The organism is Qipengyuania gaetbuli (genome assembly GCF_009827315.1).
In the GTDB taxonomy this organism is placed as follows: Bacteria; Pseudomonadota; Alphaproteobacteria; order Sphingomonadales; family Sphingomonadaceae; genus Qipengyuania; species Qipengyuania gaetbuli.
In genome coordinates this window covers 1,192,356-1,207,132 of record NZ_WTYF01000004.1, presented here as the reverse complement: position 1 = coordinate 1,207,132, position 14,777 = coordinate 1,192,356, and the positions used below count along the sequence as shown (strand labels likewise).

The window sequence follows — 14,777 nt, the reverse complement described above, 5'->3', positions numbered from 1 at the left end:
TTCCCCATGTCCTCCTTGACCGTGTTATTCCTTGCTGCCGGTCGGAGCCTGCTTGTCGCGCAGGGCCTCGATTTCGGCAGCGATCCTTTTCGTTTCGGTCGTGTCGAGCGAATTGCCGTCGGTGGCGATCCGTTCGAGCACCTTGATGCGTTCGCGCAAGTCCTCCAGCTCGCGCTGGGCCGCTTCGTCGACCTGCGGGCTGCCGAAAGTCTCGTTGCCCATGAAGTCGCGGGTGATGCCTTTTTCCGAGCGGTACCGGGCCTTGAAGACCTCGGCGACCGCGCAGACGACGGCGATCAGGAAGACTGCGGTCCAGAAATTCATCGGGCTGCCTCGCGCGGTGCGGTGCGGTCCTCGATCGCCTGCAGGTCTCGCAGTTCCTCGATCTGCGAGGCGAGAGCGTGATTGCTGTCGGTCGCGATGCGTTCGAGGACCCGGACCCGCTCTTCGAGCGTGCCGTAGTCGCCCTTGGTGTAGCGGGCCTTTTCCGCCTTCGCCTCTTCGGCGCGGGCCTGCAGTTCGAGCTTGCGCTCTTCATGCCGGACCTGGCTGCGGTGGATCACGATCCCGGTCGCGAAAGCGAGGGTCGAGATAACCAGCACGAAGCCGAAAATGACGAGCAGGTTTGCGTCCATCAGTTGGTTTCCTTGCGGTCGCGCAGGCGGTCGATCTCGCTGGTGAGGTGATAGCCGCTGTCGGTCACGATGCGCTCGACATTGCCGAGGCGGTCCTTGAGCGAGCCGAGTTCGGCGCGCAGTTCGGCGTTCTCCTGCGTCAGCAGTTTCACGCGCTCGACCGCCTGGTCGTTCTTCGGGTAGATCGGCTTGCCCCAACTGCTTTCCAGCGGATAGCCGTTCTTGATCCGCATCCAGGTGGTAACCAGCCAGCCAACCGTGAGCATACCCACGCCGGCGATCACCGCAGTTTCGGTAATCGGAAATTCCATCACACGTTCTCCCGCTTGGCCATGTCGAGCGGCACGCCGCTGCCGGTTTCGTCTACGCGGCGCTGGTCACGCAGCGCTTCGATCTGGGTGGCGACGTCGTAGCCCTTGTCGGTCACGATCCGCTCGAGCACCTTCACGCGGTCTTCGAGCTGCTGGACCTTGCTGGCGTATTGTGCGGCCTGCTCGGCGGTTGCCTGGGCCGTCGACTGGATGTTCATCTCGGCCAGTTTCTGCTGGTGCTTGGTCCAGATCGCGACGATCGGGATCATCAGGGCGATGATGGGAATGAATACCCCGACGTTTTCCATTGCTAACTCCCTCCCCTAAGCCAGGCGCTCAGCGCAGGCGTTCGATTTCCGCGTTAAGACGCGGGTTGCTGCTGACGTAGAAGGTTTCGACGTCGGCCAGGCGGCGATCAATGTCCTTCATCCGGGCGCGGATTTCGCGAGCGGTCCGCTTGGGGTTCTGGCGCACGCCCTGCCAGTAGCGCTGCTCGGCAGGCTCGGAGTAGAGGTGCGGGGGCTTCTTGTTCAACAGGATGCCGGCAATGAAGTAGAACGGGATGGTCGAACCGCCGGTCATGAAGGTCAGGCCCAGGAAACCGAGACGGATCCAGAAAACGTTGACGCCGGTGTAGTCCGCGATGCCCGAGCACACGCCCATGAGCTTCGCATTCTGCTTGTCCCTGTAGAGAGTGGTGCGGGGCGAATTCACTGCGATGCTCCTTTCTTTTCGGCGATCAGCTGTTCGAGTTCGCGCAGCTGCTGGTTGTCCTTTTCGCTGTCGTGGACGAGGCGGGCGGGACGGAAATCGGGGTTGTCGGAAGCGACCAGGCGCTCGACCGTGTCCATGCGATCATCGAGACGCTTGGCGAGGTTGTAGAGCTCTTCGAGCAGGGCCTCGTCGTCGGTCGTGATCGTCGCCGCGGTCTTCCACTTGGTTACGTAGTGGAGGATGATCCACGGCAGGAAGACGAAGATCGCCATGATTGCCAGGATGTCTTCGAAGTCCATGTCTTAATTCCCCTGTTCGTCGGCGCTGCCCTTGCCGAGCGCCTTTTTCATTTCTGCAAGTTCGTCGTCGATCGCATCGGCGCCTTCCAGCGCGGCGATTTCGTCGGCGAGGCTGGGCTTGCCGCTGTTGTCGGCAATCGAGAGCGCATCGGCGCGGCCTTCGGCATAGTCGACGCGGCGTTCCAGCTGGTCGAAGCGGCTGAGCGCATCGTCCACGCGTTCTTCGGTCATCAGGCTGCGCAGCTTGACGCGGTTCTCGGCGCTTTCGAGGCGCGCCGCGATGGCGGTCTGGCGGCTGCGCGCCTCGCGCAGGCGGTTCTGCAGCTTCTGGATGTCCTGCTCGTAAGCGCGCAGTGCATCGTCGAGCACCGCGATTTCCTGCTTGAGCTGGTCGGACATGTCCGCAGCCTTCTTCTTTTCGACCAGCGCCGCACGGGCGAGGTCTTCGCGGTCCTTCGACAGGGCCAGCTGCGCCTTCTCGGCCCAGTCGGCCTGGAGCCTGTCCAGCTTCACCGTGTGGCGATGCATCTCCTTCTGGTCGGCGATGGTGCGCGCGGCACTGGCGCGAACCTCGACCAGGGTTTCCTCCATTTCGAGGATGATCATGCGGATCATCTTCTGGGGGTCGTCCGCCTTATCGAGCATGTCGTTGAAGTTGGCGGCGATGATGTCGCGGGTTCGGCTGAAAATGCCCATCAAGGGTGCTCCGGTTGAAAAGAACTCGTTGATTTTCGTATTCACTGCTTCGGGATTGGTCCACTCGCGTGCCCGCTGCGCCTCGCGGTCGATCCGTGCGAGACGGACGCCGCCATGAGCGCGGGGTCGGGCCGGAGCGCGGGGACTGTCGGGAGTTGTGCGCTCCGGCCCTAGGGGTGAATTGTCGGTCACGCGATCTCTACCTGTTCGTAGGACGCCAAGGTCGCCACGGGCGCAGTCACCGCGATCTGCGAACTCAGCACGACGAAGGCGGTCATCGCAGCGATGCTGGCGAGTGCGGCCTGTCCGAGCTGGCTGCGGAAGAATTGGCGGCTGTACATTGTGGTCCTCCCTGACATCGATTGCTTGGTTGTCCTGTGTTCAGCAAAGGCCGTGCCAAACTCGATTTTGCCCCGAATTCCGCCCTTTTTACGGAAATTCGACGAACGACATATTGGCGCCTGTTGCCAACCCTTGGTGAAATTCACTATCTATTGGCCATGGAGCGGGAAACCCAGTTCATCGGCCAGTCCGGCGCCTTCCTCGATGCGGTCGAGCGGACAAGCCGTGCGGCCCCCATGCGACGTCCCGTGCTCGTCATTGGTGAGCGCGGCACGGGCAAGGAACTCATCGCTGAGCGTCTCCATCGCCTGTCAACACGGTGGGGTGAACCGCTCGTCACCATGAACTGCGCCGCGCTGCCCGAAACCCTGATCGAATCCGAACTGTTCGGTCACGAGGCGGGTGCGTTTACCGGCGCTACCAGATCCCGCGCGGGCAGGTTTGAGGAAGCCGACAAAGGCACACTGTTTCTCGACGAACTGGGCACGCTGTCGATGGGTGCTCAAGAACGCCTGCTGCGCGCCGTGGAATATGGCGAGGTAACGCGCATCGGTTCCTCGCGGCCGATCCGGGTCGACGTGCGCATTGTCGCCGCCACCAACGAGGACCTGCCCGCCAAGGCTGAGCGCGGCGAGTTTCGCGCCGACTTGCTCGACCGGCTCAGTTTCGAGGTCATCACCCTTCCGCCCCTGCGCGTACGCGAAGGGGATATCGGCGTGCTGGCCGATTATTTCGGGCGCCGCATGGGTGCTGAACTCGGCTGGGAGGCTTGGCCGGGCTTCAGCGAGCACGTGAGCGAACAGCTCGAAAACTATCCCTGGCCGGGCAATGTGCGCGAACTACGCAACGTGGTGGAACGCGCGGTCTATCGCTGGGACGACTGGAGCAACCCGATCGGCCACGTCCAGTTCGACCCTTTCGACAGCCCGTGGAAACCGCTCTCGCCCACTCCGGCCAAGCCGCGCACCGATGCCGCGCCCGCTGCTTCCGTCGCAGAGCCTGCGGCGGAGCTCGACAATGTCGACGATTTACGTTCCGCGGTCGATGCGCACGAGCGCCTGATCCTGGAGCACGCGCTGGGCAAGCACCGCTGGAACCAGCGGCAGACGGCGAAAGCCCTCGGCCTCAGCTACGACCAGCTGCGTCATGCTATCAAGAAGCACGGCATGATGGAAGAGCAGGGCTAGCGCGGCAGCAGGGTTACCGCTGGGGCCCGTTTCGTTAGGCTTCTTTCTCAGCCATCCTCCTTATGCCGCGGTTAGCCGTTGGCGCGCATTCTCCCCGCTCGAACGCAAATGCATCGGGGGGATACCATGACCACTACTCGCCTGCGCCGCTTCGGTATGATCACCGCACTGGGCTGCGCCACGCTGGCAGCAACCGGCGCTTCGGCGCATCATGCCTGGAGTACCTATGCGTGGAATTTCGACGGCACCGCAGTGAGCGTCGCGGTGGTCGACAACACCAGCGCCCAGTGGCGCTCCTACGTGCAGGAAGCCGTCGGAGACTGGAATGCCTCGGAAGTGATCGAGGCTCCGCTGGAATACGGCAACAACTCGTCTTGCGCGATGACGACCAACACCATCCAGGTTTGCAATGCCGACTACGGGGCGAACGGCTGGCTCGGCCTTGCGAGCATAGCGCTGTCGAACGGCAAGATCGTCGCCGGCACGACCAAGCTGAACGACAATTACTTCAACCGCGAAGCCTATGACACCTATAGCTGGCGCCAGCTCGTCACCTGCCAGGAAATCGGCCACGACTACGGCCTTGGTCACCAGAACGAGAATTTCAGCACCGACGAGACGACGTCCTGCATGGAATACACCAGCTGGCCGCAAGATAACGAGCATCCCGACTTCCACGACTACGATGAGCTGGTGGCAATCTACACCGGTTCGACCGGTGGCGGGGGCGACACCGGCGGCGGTGGCAAGGGCGGCGGCAAGGGCGGCGGCGGAAAGGGCGGCGGCAAGGGCAAGAACACCCGAATGAGCCTGCCCGATGTCGGCAACACGCCGACCAACTGGGGGCGCCCCGTCGCCTATCTCCCCAACGGCAAGCCGCATGTCTTCGTGAAGGAAAGCAACGGCATGAAATTCGTCACCCATGTCACCTGGGCGCCCGACGAGGGCGAACATGACCACGGCCATTGAGAAGGTCGCGCCGGGTCCAAGTGTCTGGCCCGCCCCGGTCGATGCCGCGGCGGGGCAGTCTCTATTTGGTGCAGGTGCAAGAAATCGTCGCGAACCGATTGTCGGACTGTCGTAATCTTGCCACGATACGGGGGATTTCTTCCCGAGAGTGTTGCCGTGCGTAAGGAGTGCGGTATGCAGGGGGCTGGGACTGGGAATACGTAATCGATGGCACTGGTGAGGGCCCGGGTCGCAGGGCGCCATACCCTACTTGTTTATTGCCTGATGGCAGCCGCTGCATTTGCAGCGCTTGCCGGCGCACCCTTGCACGCGCAGGTGGTGCCCTCGGTGCTGGAAGAGGTTCGCTTGGTGTCGGAAGACGCGGGCGGTTCGGATTTCCTCCTGCGCTTTTCCCCTGCCGAGCCCCGTATCGCCACGCTCGATGAAAATCCTACCCGTCCCGAACTGGTTATGGCGACGACGCTCAAGGTCGGGCGTGTGCCCAACCGCCAGAGCTACCGCGGTCTCGTGCGCTCGATCCAGTTCGTGACCGAGGGAAGCAGCCTCGTGATGCGGTTCGACACCGCGCGTCCCGCGCGTATCCGGGCGGAGCAGATGGGCAATCTGGCCGTGCAGGTCCGCGTGGAACAGGTCAGCAATGAAGAGACGATCGGCACGCGTCCCATCGGCTCTGAAGGCGAGGACGTGGTGCCGCAGCAGGAATTGCAGCGCGGGCCGGTCGACAGTTACCAGCCGGGCGATTCCTACGAACTCGTGTTTCTGAAATACGCCGACGTGTCGGAAATCGTCGGGCTCCTCGCCGAGGGCGCGGAAATTGCGCCCAATGATGTGTTCATCCGCCGCGAACCCGGCTTCGGGTCGCCGGGTGCAACGCAGGCCAACTCCTATATCGGGCAGAGCCGTCCGGTCGAACAGGAGGCCAAACCGCTGGGCCAGAACGTCGGCAGCGGTCTTGCTGTCGACCGCCGCCTCAACGCGATCTGGATCACCGGCACGCCCGAGCGGATCGAGCGGGTCAAGCGCCAGATCGAGCTAATCGACGTGCCCGTGGACAGCGTCATTCTCGAAACACAATTCGTTGAACTGACCGAAACCGGTGCGCGCAACCTCGGCATCGACTTCACCAATTCGAACGGCCAGATCGCGGTTGGCAATATCGCGACCGGCGGCTTCCTGCCTTTCGGGGTCGATCCGGAAGACATCCTGCCGTCGGGTCAGATCCAGGCCGCCATCTATGCCCAGATCCAGAAAGGGGAGGGGCGGATCGTTTCGCGCCCGCGGATTGCGGCGCAGAGCGGGTCAACCGCGAAGATCATCACCGGCGATGCCTTGCCGATCCTGACCTCGATCCAGCTGTCGGGCGTCAACGGCGTGTCGCAGCAGGTCCAGTACGTGAATGTCGGCGTGACCCTGCAGATCGCACCGCGCGTCAGCACTGACGGCTACATCACCTCGAAAATCTATGGCGTCGTCTCGAGCGTGACGGGTTTCAGCCAGGGCTATCCCACCATCAGCCAGCGCGAGGCGGAAACCAGCGCCTCGGTGCGTGACGGGGAAACCTTCGTGATCGGCGGGCTGACGCAGGAGAACGTGCTGACCACCAAGTCGAAGATCCCGCTGCTCGGCGACATCCCGCTGATCGGCAATGTCTTCCGCACCGAAAGGTCGACCAGCACGACCACCGAACTCTACATCGTTATAACTCCGCGCATCGTTCGCCATCGCCGGTTCGAGAACCGGCCACCGAATGAAGACGAGACGGAAGTGCCCGGAGAATTGCAGCCCGAATAAGAGAACGTTATCAATTATTGCTGCTTTTTACTTGCAAGGCTATGAGCGTTAGTTCTCGGCCCGCTCTCTGCGCGAGTAAAAAATTCCAGAACTGTGATAAATTCACAACAGATATATATTTAATTGAAAATTAGTCTTGTTTTCGCCCGGCGCTCGACTCGACAGGTCGGAATTGCCGGTTAGAACTTCCCCATCAGTTCAGTGCGGGTCGCGCGCTGCTGAATTTCGGAGGGACTACATGAAAGCCAAGACTCTGGCCGCTCTGGCGGCTCTTCCCATGCTGGCGCTCGCTGCCCCGGCTCAGGCCCAGCAGGCCGGCGACAAGATCGCCAACAGCTACATCTGCGTCTTCGACAAGACCGTCTCGCGCGGCAATGCGAAGGCCGAAGCCATGCGTGCCGCCCAGGCCGAAGGTGCCCAGATCAAGCACGTCTATTCGGTTGCGGTGAAGGGCTTTGCCGTGAACGCGGCTCCGCAGGCTGTCGAGAACATGCAGCGCAAGAATGCCAACATCGCCTATTGCGAGCAGGACCAGGTCATCACGGCTATCGGCGTCCAGAGTCGCGGCAAGCCCGGCGGTGGCGGCGGCACGCAGCCTGCGCAGGAAACGCCCTGGGGCATCGCCCGCGTCAACGGCGGCGGCGCCGGTAACTTCGCCACTGCATGGGTCATCGACAGCGGCATCCAGCTCGACCACCCCGATCTCAACGTCGACGTTGCGCGTTCGGCCAGCTTCCTCTCGCGCGGCGATGCCAATGACGAGAACGGCCACGGTACGCACGTCGCCGGCACGATCGCAGCCATCGACAACAGCATCGGCGTCATCGGCGTTGCACCGGGTGCGCCGGTCGTTTCGGTCCGTGTGCTCGACCGCCGCGGCTCGGGCTCGACCTCGGGCGTCGTCGCCGGCATCGACTACGTGGCGCAGTTTGGCCGTCCGGGCGACGTTGCCAACATGAGCCTTGGCGGCGGTGTCAGCACCACGCTCGACAATGCAGTCATCGCAGCCGCAGCTGGCGGTGTCCGCTTCGCCCTGGCAGCAGGCAACGAGCGTGACGATGCGAACAACCACTCACCGGCCCGTGCCAACGGCCCGAACGTCTACACCGTCTCGTCCTTCGCGATCGGTGACAACTGGTCGAGCTTCTCGAACTACGGCAACCCGCCGGTCGACTATGCGGAGCCGGGTTCGTCGATCAAGTCGACCTGGACCGGCAGCGGCTACAACACCATCAGCGGCACCTCGATGGCAACGCCGCACCTCGCCGGCATCCTGCTGCAGGGTGCTGTCGGCAACGGTGGCCGCGTCAACGGCGATCCGGACGGCAACTCCGACGTGATCGGCGTCGTCCAGTAAGGTCGACCGCCAATCGGAAAATGGGAAGGGCCCGGTTCACGCCGGGCCCTTTCTCTTTGCGCTTGATTTACGCGGTCCCTGCGCCTATCTGCCCCTAATCCCGACATTGTCGATGACAGAGTGGGGCTGGCGCCGAAAGGGGCCGGCCGAAAACCCTTTGTCGCAACGCCAGTGTCGCAATGAAACCGTAACCGGAGACCGAATGGCCGATCTTGCACGCTTGAACGAAGTCATCGAACCCGAAGCCAAGGCGCTGGGTTTCGATCTCGTGCGCGTGAAGATGATGCCTTCGGAAGCCGGCGACGGCGGGCAGGCTCTGCAGATCATGGCGGAAGACCCGGCGACCGGCCAGCTGGTGATCGACCAGTGCGCCGCGCTTTCGCGCCGTGTGTCCGACCGGATCGACGAGCTGGAGGAGCAGGGCGAGGTGCTGATCGAAGGCGCCTATCACCTCGAAGTCAGCTCGCCCGGCATCGACCGGCCGCTCACCCGTCCCAAGGATTACGCCAACTGGGCCGGGCACGAAGCCAAGATCTCCATGGTCAAGGGCTATGACGGTCAGCGCACCTACAAGGGCGACCTCAAGGGCCTCCAAGACGGCCGCGTGACGATCGTCGATACCAAGGCGGGCGAAGTATCGCTCCCGCTCGAAGAAATCCATTCCGCGAAGCTCGTCCTGACCGACGCGCTCATCGCCGCCACCCAGCCGCTCGACACGAGCGGTGCCGAAGACATCGAAGAAGAAAAGGCAGACGACTGATGGCCAGTGCCATTTCCGCCAACAAGGCAGAACTCCTCGCGATCGCGAACGCGGTTGCTTCGGAAAAGATGATCGACAAGTCCATCGTCATCGAGGCGATGGAAGAAGCGATCCAGAAGTCGGCCCGCAACCGTTACGGCGCGGAAAACGACATCCGTGCAAAACTCGACCCGCAGACCGGCGACCTGCGCCTGTGGCGCGTCGTCGAGGTCGTCGAAGAGGTCGAGGACTACTTCAAGCAGGTGGACCTGAAGCAGGCCGCCAAGCTCGACGCCAATGCCAAGGTCGGCGACTTCATCGTCGATCCGCTGCCGCCGGTCGACCTCGGCCGTATCGACGCGCAGTCGGCCAAGCAGGTGATCTTCCAGAAGGTCCGCGATGCCGAGCGTGAGCGCCAGTTCAACGAATTCCAGGACCGCGCCGGCGAAGTCATCACCGGCGTGATCAAGTCGGTCGAATTCGGCCACGTGATCGTCAACCTTGGCCGTGCCGAAGGCGTCATCCGCCGCGACCAGCAGATCCCGCGCGAAGCCGCCCGTGTCGGCGAGCGTGTCCGCGCGCTCATCACCAAGGTGGAACGCAACAACCGCGGTCCGCAGATCTTCCTCAGCCGCGCGCACCCCGACTTCATGAAGAAACTGTTCGCGCAGGAAGTGCCCGAAATCTACGACGGCATCATCGAGATCAAGGCTGCCGCCCGCGACCCGGGCAGCCGCGCGAAGATCGGCGTGATCAGCCACGACAGCAGCATCGACCCCGTCGGCGCCTGCGTCGGCATGAAGGGGAGCCGCGTCCAGGCCGTCGTGCAGGAACTGCAGGGCGAAAAGATCGACATCATCCCCTGGTCGGAAGACGGCGCGACCTTCATCGTGAACGCGCTGCAGCCGGCCACTGTCAGCCGCGTGGTCCTCGATGAAGAAGACGGCCGCATCGAAGTCGTCGTGCCCGACGACCAGCTGTCGCTTGCCATCGGCCGCCGCGGCCAGAACGTGCGCCTTGCCAGCCAGCTGACCGGCAACCAGATCGACATCATGACCGAGGAAGAAGCCTCGGAGAAGCGCCAGAAGGAATTCGCCGAGCGCTCGAAGATGTTCGAAGAGGAACTGGATGTCGACGAAACGCTTTCGCAGCTGCTCGTCGCCGAAGGCTTCGCCGACCTCGAGGAAGTCGCCTATGTCGAGCTGGAAGAACTCGCCGGCATCGAAGGCTTCGACGAGGAACTGGCCGAGGAACTCCAGAGCCGTGCGCAGGAAGCGCTCGATCGCCAGGAAGCCGCGCACCGCGAAACGCGCCGCGAGCTGGGCGTCGAGGATGATCTGGCAGAACTGCCGCACCTCAGCGAAGCCATGCTGGTGACGCTGGGCAAGGCGGGCATCAAGACGCTCGACGACCTGGCCGACCTCGCCACCGACGAACTCATCGCCAAGAAGCGCGAAGCGCCGCGCCGCCGCAACAATGCCGACGGCCCGCCGATGCGCCGCGACCGTCCGATGCGCGAGCAGGACAAGGGCGGCGTGCTGGGCGAATACGGCCTGACCGAAGAGCAGGGCAACGAGATCATCATGGCTGCCCGCGCCCACTGGTTCGAAGACGAAGAGGACGCTGCGGCCCCGGCCGAGGCAACCGACACGCAGGAGGCCGCCGATGCGGACTCCACCCAATGAGCGCCTGAGCCCAGACATCGCTGAAGACTTGCGGCCCCGTAAACCGGAGCCCGCCAAGTCTCGTCCGGAACGCCGCTGCATCCTGACAGGGGAGAGCGGACCGCGCGCGACGCTGGTCCGCCTCGCCGTCTCGCCCTCCGGCCTGGTCCTGCCCGATGCCCATGAAAAGGCACCGGGGCGGGGCGCATGGGTCTGTGCCTCGCGCACGATGGTCGAGGAGGCGCTGGCCAACGGCAAGCTCAAGGGCGCGCTGTCGCGTGCCTTCAAGACGAGCGAGCTGGAAATCCCGCAGGACCTGCCGGCCAAGATCGAGGATGCGCTACGGCGCGTCTTTCTCGACCGGCTGGGGCTCGAAATGCGCGTCGGAGCCCTTATCTTGGGCACGCAGCGCATCGCCGAAACGGCGCGCGGCGGGGGCGTGGCCCTGCTGCTGCACGCCAGCGATGCGAGCGAGGACGGGCGCAAGAAACTCGACCAGGCCTGGCGCGTCGGCGAAGAAGCCGAAGGCTCGGGCATGCGCGGGTGGGAACTCCCACTGGACCGTGACGCATTGTCTGTGGCATTGGGCCGCGACAATGTCGTCCACATGGCGCTGGCCGACGATGCTGCGGTCGCAAGGGTGCTGAGGCCCCTGGAGCGCCTGATGCATTACCTGGGGCAAGACATCCCGGCCGACAATGGGCGCGCGATTGCGCGCGCCGCTGACGATACGAACGATAAGACGAAGAGAAACGAGCAAGAATGAGCGACGACGACAAGAAACCTGCCCGCAAGCCGCTGACCCTGAAGGGCGCTCAGCCGGGCGAGGTCAAGCAGACCTTCAGCCACGGCCGCACCAACAAGGTTGCGGTCGAGGTGAAGCGCCGCCGCAAGCTCGTGAAACCGGGCGAGGCGCCGCCGCCTCCGCCGCCCGCGGCCCCTGAACCGGCACCTGCGCCAGCCCCGGCTCCGGTGGCGAAGAAGGCTGAGCCCAAGAAGCCCGCTCCGCCATCCGAAACGCCGCAGGAACGCGTCGCCCGCCTCCAGCGCGAGGCCGAGGAAGATCGCCTGAAGCTGGCCGAAGAAGCGCGCAAGCGCGACGAGGAAGCCGCCAAGAAGGCTGCCGAGGACGAGAAGAAGCGCGCCGAGGACAACCGCAAGGCAGAAGAAGCCGCCGAAAAGCAGGCCAAGGAAGCTGCCAAGGCCGCTCCTGCCGAACAGCCTGTCGATGCGGAAGAAACCTCCGACGACGGCACGCCGACGCCTGCCCCGCGCAAGTTCACGCCGGTCAAGCGCCCCGAAATCAAGAAGCCCGAGCGCAAGAAGAAGGACGACAAGCCGGTTCGCGCCGAAGAACGTCCGGACAAGCGCCGTTCGGGCAAGCTGACGGTCAACAAGGCCCTCAACGACGACGAAGGCCGCCGTGCACGCAGCCTCGCCGCGCTGAAGCGTGCCCGCGAGAAGGAACGCCGCCTGCAGGGTGGCGGTTCGAACAAGCCGCGTGAAAAGCAGGTCCGCGACGTGGTCGTGCCCGAAGCGATCACGGTCGGCGAACTGGCCAAGCGCATGGGCGAGAAGGGTGCCGACCTGGTGAAGGAACTCTTCAACCTCGACATGATGGTCACCGTCAACCAGACGATCGACCAGGATACGGCGGAACTGCTCGTCGAACAGTTCGGCCACAATATCCAGAAGGTGTCCGAGGCCGACGTCGATATCCAGAACGAAGAGGACGTCGATCCGGAAGATACGCTGAAGCCGCGTCCGCCGGTGGTCACCATCATGGGCCACGTCGACCACGGCAAGACCAGCCTGCTCGACGCGCTTCGCGGCGCCAATGTCGTGAAGGGCGAAGCCGGCGGCATAACGCAGCACATCGGCAGTTACCAGGTGAAGACCAAGGGCGGCGATCTGATCACCTTCCTCGACACACCGGGCCACGCCGCGTTCACCGAAATGCGCCAGCGCGGCGCCAACGTGACCGACATCGTGGTGTTGGTGGTCGCGGCCGACGACGGCATCATGCCGCAGACGATCGAGGCCATCAATCACACCAAGGCTGCTGGCGTCCCGATGATCGTCGCCATCAACAAGATGGACAAGCCGGAAGCCGATCCGAACAACATCCGCAGCCGCCTGCTCGAGCACGAGGTCATCGTAGAAGCCATGTCGGGCGACGTGCAGGACGTGGAAATCTCGGCCAAGGCCAAGACCGGTCTCGACGATTTGCTCGAAAAGATCGCGCTCCAGGCCGAACTGCTCGAACTGAAGGCGAACCCCGACCGCATGGCGGAAGCGACCGTCATCGAAGCGCAGCTCGACAAGGGCCGTGGTCCGGTGGCGACCGTGCTGGTCAATCGCGGTACGCTGAAGCGCGGCGACACCTTCGTCGTGGGTACCGAGAGCGGCCGCGTCCGCGCAATCGTCAACGACCAGGGCAAGCAGATCAAGGAAGCCGGCCCCTCCATGCCGGTCGAGGTCCTCGGCCTCGGCGGCGTGCCGCGTGCAGGCGATGTCCTGACCGTGGTCGAGAACGAACAGCGTGCCCGTGAAGTCGCGGCCTATCGCCAGGAAAAGGCGACCGAAAAGCGCACCGCGCTCGCCCCGACCAGCTTCGACACCATGTTCAACAACCTCGCTTCGAACGTGATCGAATTCCCGGTCGTCGTGAAGGCGGACGTGCAGGGTTCGGTCGAAGCGATCGTGACCGCGCTGCACAACCTCTCGAACGACGAGATTAAGGTCCGCGTCCTGCATGCAGGCGTGGGTGCGATCACCGAAAGCGACGTGACGCTGGCTTCGGCCTCGAACGCGCCGATCATCGGCTTCAACGTCCGTCCGAACGCCAAGGCGCGCGAACTGGTGAAGCGCGACGGCGTGGAGATGAAGTACTACGACGTCATCTACCACCTGACCGAGGAAATCGCGAAGGAGATGGCTGGCGAGCTGGGTCCGGAGCGGATCGAGAACGTCGTCGGCCGTGCGGCCGTCAAGGAAGTCTTCCGTTCGGGCAAGCGCGACAAGGCCGCCGGCCTGCTGGTCGAGGAAGGCGTCATCCGCAAGGGCCTCCATGCCCGTCTCACGCGCGAGGACGTCATCGTCTCGGCCACCACCATCGCCTCGCTGCGGCGCTTCAAGGACGACGTGGACGAAGTCCGCGCCGGCCTCGAATGCGGCGTGGTCCTCGCCGACACCAACGACATCAAGCCGGGCGACCAGCTCGAGGTGTTCGAGGTCGAGGAGCGTGAACGCACGCTGTGAGCGAAGACCTGACCCGGCACGCCCTCGGCGCCGCACATGCGGACCTGATGGGCGTCGCCTTCGACAGCTTCGATGCGGAGCGTGAGGAAATCACGCTCCGCTTCAATGCCCCGGCCAGTTTCATCACCCCGCGCGGCAGCGTGCAGGGCGGCCTCATTGCAGGTTTCCTCGACGAGGTGATGGGCTGGGCGCACGTCTGGGCGACCGACCACGCCGAAGCCCCGTTGAACCTCGAAATCAGCATGACCCTTCTGCGCCCGGTCCAGGCTGGACCGCTCATCGGCAAGGGGCGCGTGGTGCGCCGCGGCCGCCGCGTGATCTTCCTCGAAGGCGAATTGTTCGACGAGGCAGGCACGCTGCTTGCACGGTCGACCAGCACCGCCATTCCAACCCCGCGCCCGACAGGAGACGCCTGATGGCCCGCAACCAGTCCACTCCCGAACAGCAGTCGGTCCGCGTGCTCAAGGTGGGCGAGCGGGTGCGACACATCCTGTCCGAACTGCTTGCCCGCGGCGAAGCGCATGACGAGGTGCTGTCCGCCTCCAACATCGCCGTGACCGAAGTGCGCATGACACCGGACCTGCGCAATGCGAAAGCATATGTGAAGCCGCTGCTCGGCCAGGACGAGGAGAAGGTACTGAAGGCGCTGCGCACCAATACCGCCTTCTTCCAGAAGGAAGTCGCCAAGCGCCTCGGCCTCAAGTTCGCGCCGAAGCTGTCCTTCCAGCCGGACGAGAGCTTCGACGAGGCCGACCGGATCGAGCGCCTGCTCGACGACCCGCGCGTGGCCCGCGACCTCGACGAAGACTGAG

Annotated in this window: 18 protein-coding genes; 10 read left to right on the top strand and 8 right to left on the bottom strand. The window is 64.0% G+C overall.

The genetic code is table 11. The features are described from left to right. Window positions 1–24: 24 nt before the first annotated feature. The 8 genes from GRI42_RS08385 to GRI42_RS13840 form a co-directional block, all read right to left on the bottom strand. A complete protein-coding gene (locus GRI42_RS08385; RefSeq protein ID WP_160607992.1) occupies window positions 25–324 on the bottom strand; it encodes a hypothetical protein in 300 nt (99 codons plus the stop codon). Beyond that, window positions 321–635: a hypothetical protein gene (locus GRI42_RS08380; protein ID WP_160607990.1), complete on the bottom strand. Its 315-nt coding sequence runs from the start codon at window positions 633–635 to the stop codon at window positions 321–323. The genes GRI42_RS08385 and GRI42_RS08380 overlap by 4 nt, the downstream gene beginning before the upstream one ends. Then, window positions 635–946: a hypothetical protein gene (locus tag GRI42_RS08375; protein WP_160607988.1), complete on the bottom strand. Its 312-nt coding sequence runs from the start codon at window positions 944–946 to the stop codon at window positions 635–637. Before GRI42_RS08375 ends, GRI42_RS08380 begins: the two co-directional genes overlap by 1 nt. Beyond that, window positions 946–1,254, bottom strand: coding sequence for a hypothetical protein (locus GRI42_RS08370; protein ID WP_160607986.1), 309 nt, complete (start codon window positions 1,252–1,254; stop codon window positions 946–948). The genes GRI42_RS08375 and GRI42_RS08370 overlap by 1 nt, the downstream gene beginning before the upstream one ends. Window positions 1,255–1,282: 28 nt before the next feature. Further along, a complete protein-coding gene (gene pspC / locus GRI42_RS08365; protein WP_160607984.1) occupies window positions 1,283–1,660 on the bottom strand; it encodes an envelope stress response membrane protein PspC in 378 nt (125 codons plus the stop codon). Beyond that, complete coding sequence (gene pspB / locus GRI42_RS08360; protein ID WP_160607982.1) at window positions 1,657–1,959, bottom strand: envelope stress response membrane protein PspB; 303 nt, start codon at window positions 1,957–1,959, stop codon at window positions 1,657–1,659. Before pspB ends, pspC begins: the two co-directional genes overlap by 4 nt. 3 nt (window positions 1,960–1,962) lie before the next feature. Next, on the bottom strand, window positions 1,963–2,748 hold the full coding sequence (gene pspA, locus GRI42_RS08355) for a phage shock protein PspA (protein ID WP_226700009.1): 786 nt from the start codon (window positions 2,746–2,748) through the stop codon (window positions 1,963–1,965). A gap of 95 nt (window positions 2,749–2,843) precedes the next feature. Further along, on the bottom strand, window positions 2,844–2,996 hold the full coding sequence (locus tag GRI42_RS13840) for a hypothetical protein (protein ID WP_170290009.1): 153 nt from the start codon (window positions 2,994–2,996) through the stop codon (window positions 2,844–2,846). Between the two features lie 159 nt (window positions 2,997–3,155). On the opposite strand from GRI42_RS13840, the gene pspF reads away from it, so the two are divergent. From pspF to rbfA, 10 genes are all read left to right on the top strand, one after another. Then, a complete protein-coding gene (gene pspF, locus GRI42_RS08350) occupies window positions 3,156–4,184 on the top strand; it encodes a phage shock protein operon transcriptional activator (protein ID WP_160607980.1) in 1,029 nt (342 codons plus the stop codon). Between the two features lie 126 nt (window positions 4,185–4,310). Beyond that, window positions 4,311–5,153 carry a hypothetical protein gene (locus GRI42_RS13900; RefSeq protein ID WP_199800448.1) on the top strand — a complete coding sequence of 281 codons (843 nt, stop codon included), beginning with the start codon at window positions 4,311–4,313 and terminating at the stop codon, window positions 5,151–5,153. 264 nt (window positions 5,154–5,417) lie between these two features. Then, window positions 5,418–6,944, top strand: coding sequence for a type II secretion system protein GspD (locus GRI42_RS08340; protein ID WP_160607978.1), 1,527 nt, complete (start codon window positions 5,418–5,420; stop codon window positions 6,942–6,944). A gap of 238 nt (window positions 6,945–7,182) precedes the next feature. Further along, window positions 7,183–8,301 carry a S8 family serine peptidase gene (locus GRI42_RS08335; protein ID WP_160607976.1) on the top strand — a complete coding sequence of 373 codons (1,119 nt, stop codon included), beginning with the start codon at window positions 7,183–7,185 and terminating at the stop codon, window positions 8,299–8,301. A gap of 202 nt (window positions 8,302–8,503) precedes the next feature. Next, window positions 8,504–9,061 carry a ribosome maturation protein RimP gene (rimP, locus tag GRI42_RS08330; RefSeq protein ID WP_160607974.1) on the top strand — a complete coding sequence of 186 codons (558 nt, stop codon included), beginning with the start codon at window positions 8,504–8,506 and terminating at the stop codon, window positions 9,059–9,061. After that, entirely contained in the window at window positions 9,061–10,725 is a 1,665-nt protein-coding gene (gene nusA / locus GRI42_RS08325) for a transcription termination factor NusA (protein WP_160607972.1), read from the top strand. Before rimP ends, nusA begins: the two co-directional genes overlap by 1 nt. Further along, the gene (locus GRI42_RS08320) at window positions 10,706–11,470 is read left to right on the top strand and encodes a DUF448 domain-containing protein (protein ID WP_160607970.1); all 765 of its coding nucleotides are present in this window, start codon (window positions 10,706–10,708) and stop codon (window positions 11,468–11,470) included. The genes nusA and GRI42_RS08320 overlap by 20 nt, the downstream gene beginning before the upstream one ends. After that, the gene (gene infB / locus GRI42_RS08315) at window positions 11,467–13,965 is read left to right on the top strand and encodes a translation initiation factor IF-2 (protein WP_160607968.1); all 2,499 of its coding nucleotides are present in this window, start codon (window positions 11,467–11,469) and stop codon (window positions 13,963–13,965) included. Before GRI42_RS08320 ends, infB begins: the two co-directional genes overlap by 4 nt. Further along, window positions 13,962–14,381, top strand: a complete 420-nt coding sequence (locus GRI42_RS08310) for a PaaI family thioesterase (RefSeq protein ID WP_325065314.1) — start codon at window positions 13,962–13,964, stop codon at window positions 14,379–14,381. The genes infB and GRI42_RS08310 overlap by 4 nt, the downstream gene beginning before the upstream one ends. After that, entirely contained in the window at window positions 14,381–14,776 is a 396-nt protein-coding gene (gene rbfA, locus GRI42_RS08305) for a 30S ribosome-binding factor RbfA (RefSeq protein ID WP_160607966.1), read from the top strand. The genes GRI42_RS08310 and rbfA overlap by 1 nt, the downstream gene beginning before the upstream one ends. Window position 14,777: the final 1 nt, after the last annotated feature.

Excerpts from the sequence above, each read along its gene's own strand:
- GRI42_RS08385 (WP_160607992.1), bottom strand. The coding sequence starts at position 324 with ATGAATTTCTGGACCGCAGTCTTCCTGATCGCCGTCGTCTGCGCGGTC.
- GRI42_RS08380 (WP_160607990.1), bottom strand. The coding sequence starts at position 635 with ATGGACGCAAACCTGCTCGTCATTTTCGGCTTCGTGCTGGTTATCTCG.
- GRI42_RS08375 (WP_160607988.1), bottom strand. The coding sequence starts at position 946 with ATGGAATTTCCGATTACCGAAACTGCGGTGATCGCCGGCGTGGGTATG.
- GRI42_RS08370 (WP_160607986.1), bottom strand. The coding sequence starts at position 1,254 with ATGGAAAACGTCGGGGTATTCATTCCCATCATCGCCCTGATGATCCCG.
- pspB (WP_160607982.1), bottom strand. The coding sequence starts at position 1,959 with ATGGACTTCGAAGACATCCTGGCAATCATGGCGATCTTCGTCTTCCTG.
- GRI42_RS13840 (WP_170290009.1), bottom strand. The coding sequence starts at position 2,996 with ATGTACAGCCGCCAATTCTTCCGCAGCCAGCTCGGACAGGCCGCACTC.
- pspF (WP_160607980.1), top strand. The coding sequence starts at position 3,156 with ATGGAGCGGGAAACCCAGTTCATCGGCCAGTCCGGCGCCTTCCTCGAT.
- GRI42_RS13900 (WP_199800448.1), top strand. The coding sequence starts at position 4,311 with ATGACCACTACTCGCCTGCGCCGCTTCGGTATGATCACCGCACTGGGC.
- GRI42_RS08340 (WP_160607978.1), top strand. The coding sequence starts at position 5,418 with ATGGCAGCCGCTGCATTTGCAGCGCTTGCCGGCGCACCCTTGCACGCG.
- GRI42_RS08335 (WP_160607976.1), top strand. The coding sequence starts at position 7,183 with ATGAAAGCCAAGACTCTGGCCGCTCTGGCGGCTCTTCCCATGCTGGCG.
- rimP (WP_160607974.1), top strand. The coding sequence starts at position 8,504 with ATGGCCGATCTTGCACGCTTGAACGAAGTCATCGAACCCGAAGCCAAG.
- nusA (WP_160607972.1), top strand. The coding sequence starts at position 9,061 with ATGGCCAGTGCCATTTCCGCCAACAAGGCAGAACTCCTCGCGATCGCG.
- GRI42_RS08320 (WP_160607970.1), top strand. The coding sequence starts at position 10,706 with ATGCGGACTCCACCCAATGAGCGCCTGAGCCCAGACATCGCTGAAGAC.
- infB (WP_160607968.1), top strand. The coding sequence starts at position 11,467 with ATGAGCGACGACGACAAGAAACCTGCCCGCAAGCCGCTGACCCTGAAG.
- rbfA (WP_160607966.1), top strand. The coding sequence starts at position 14,381 with ATGGCCCGCAACCAGTCCACTCCCGAACAGCAGTCGGTCCGCGTGCTC.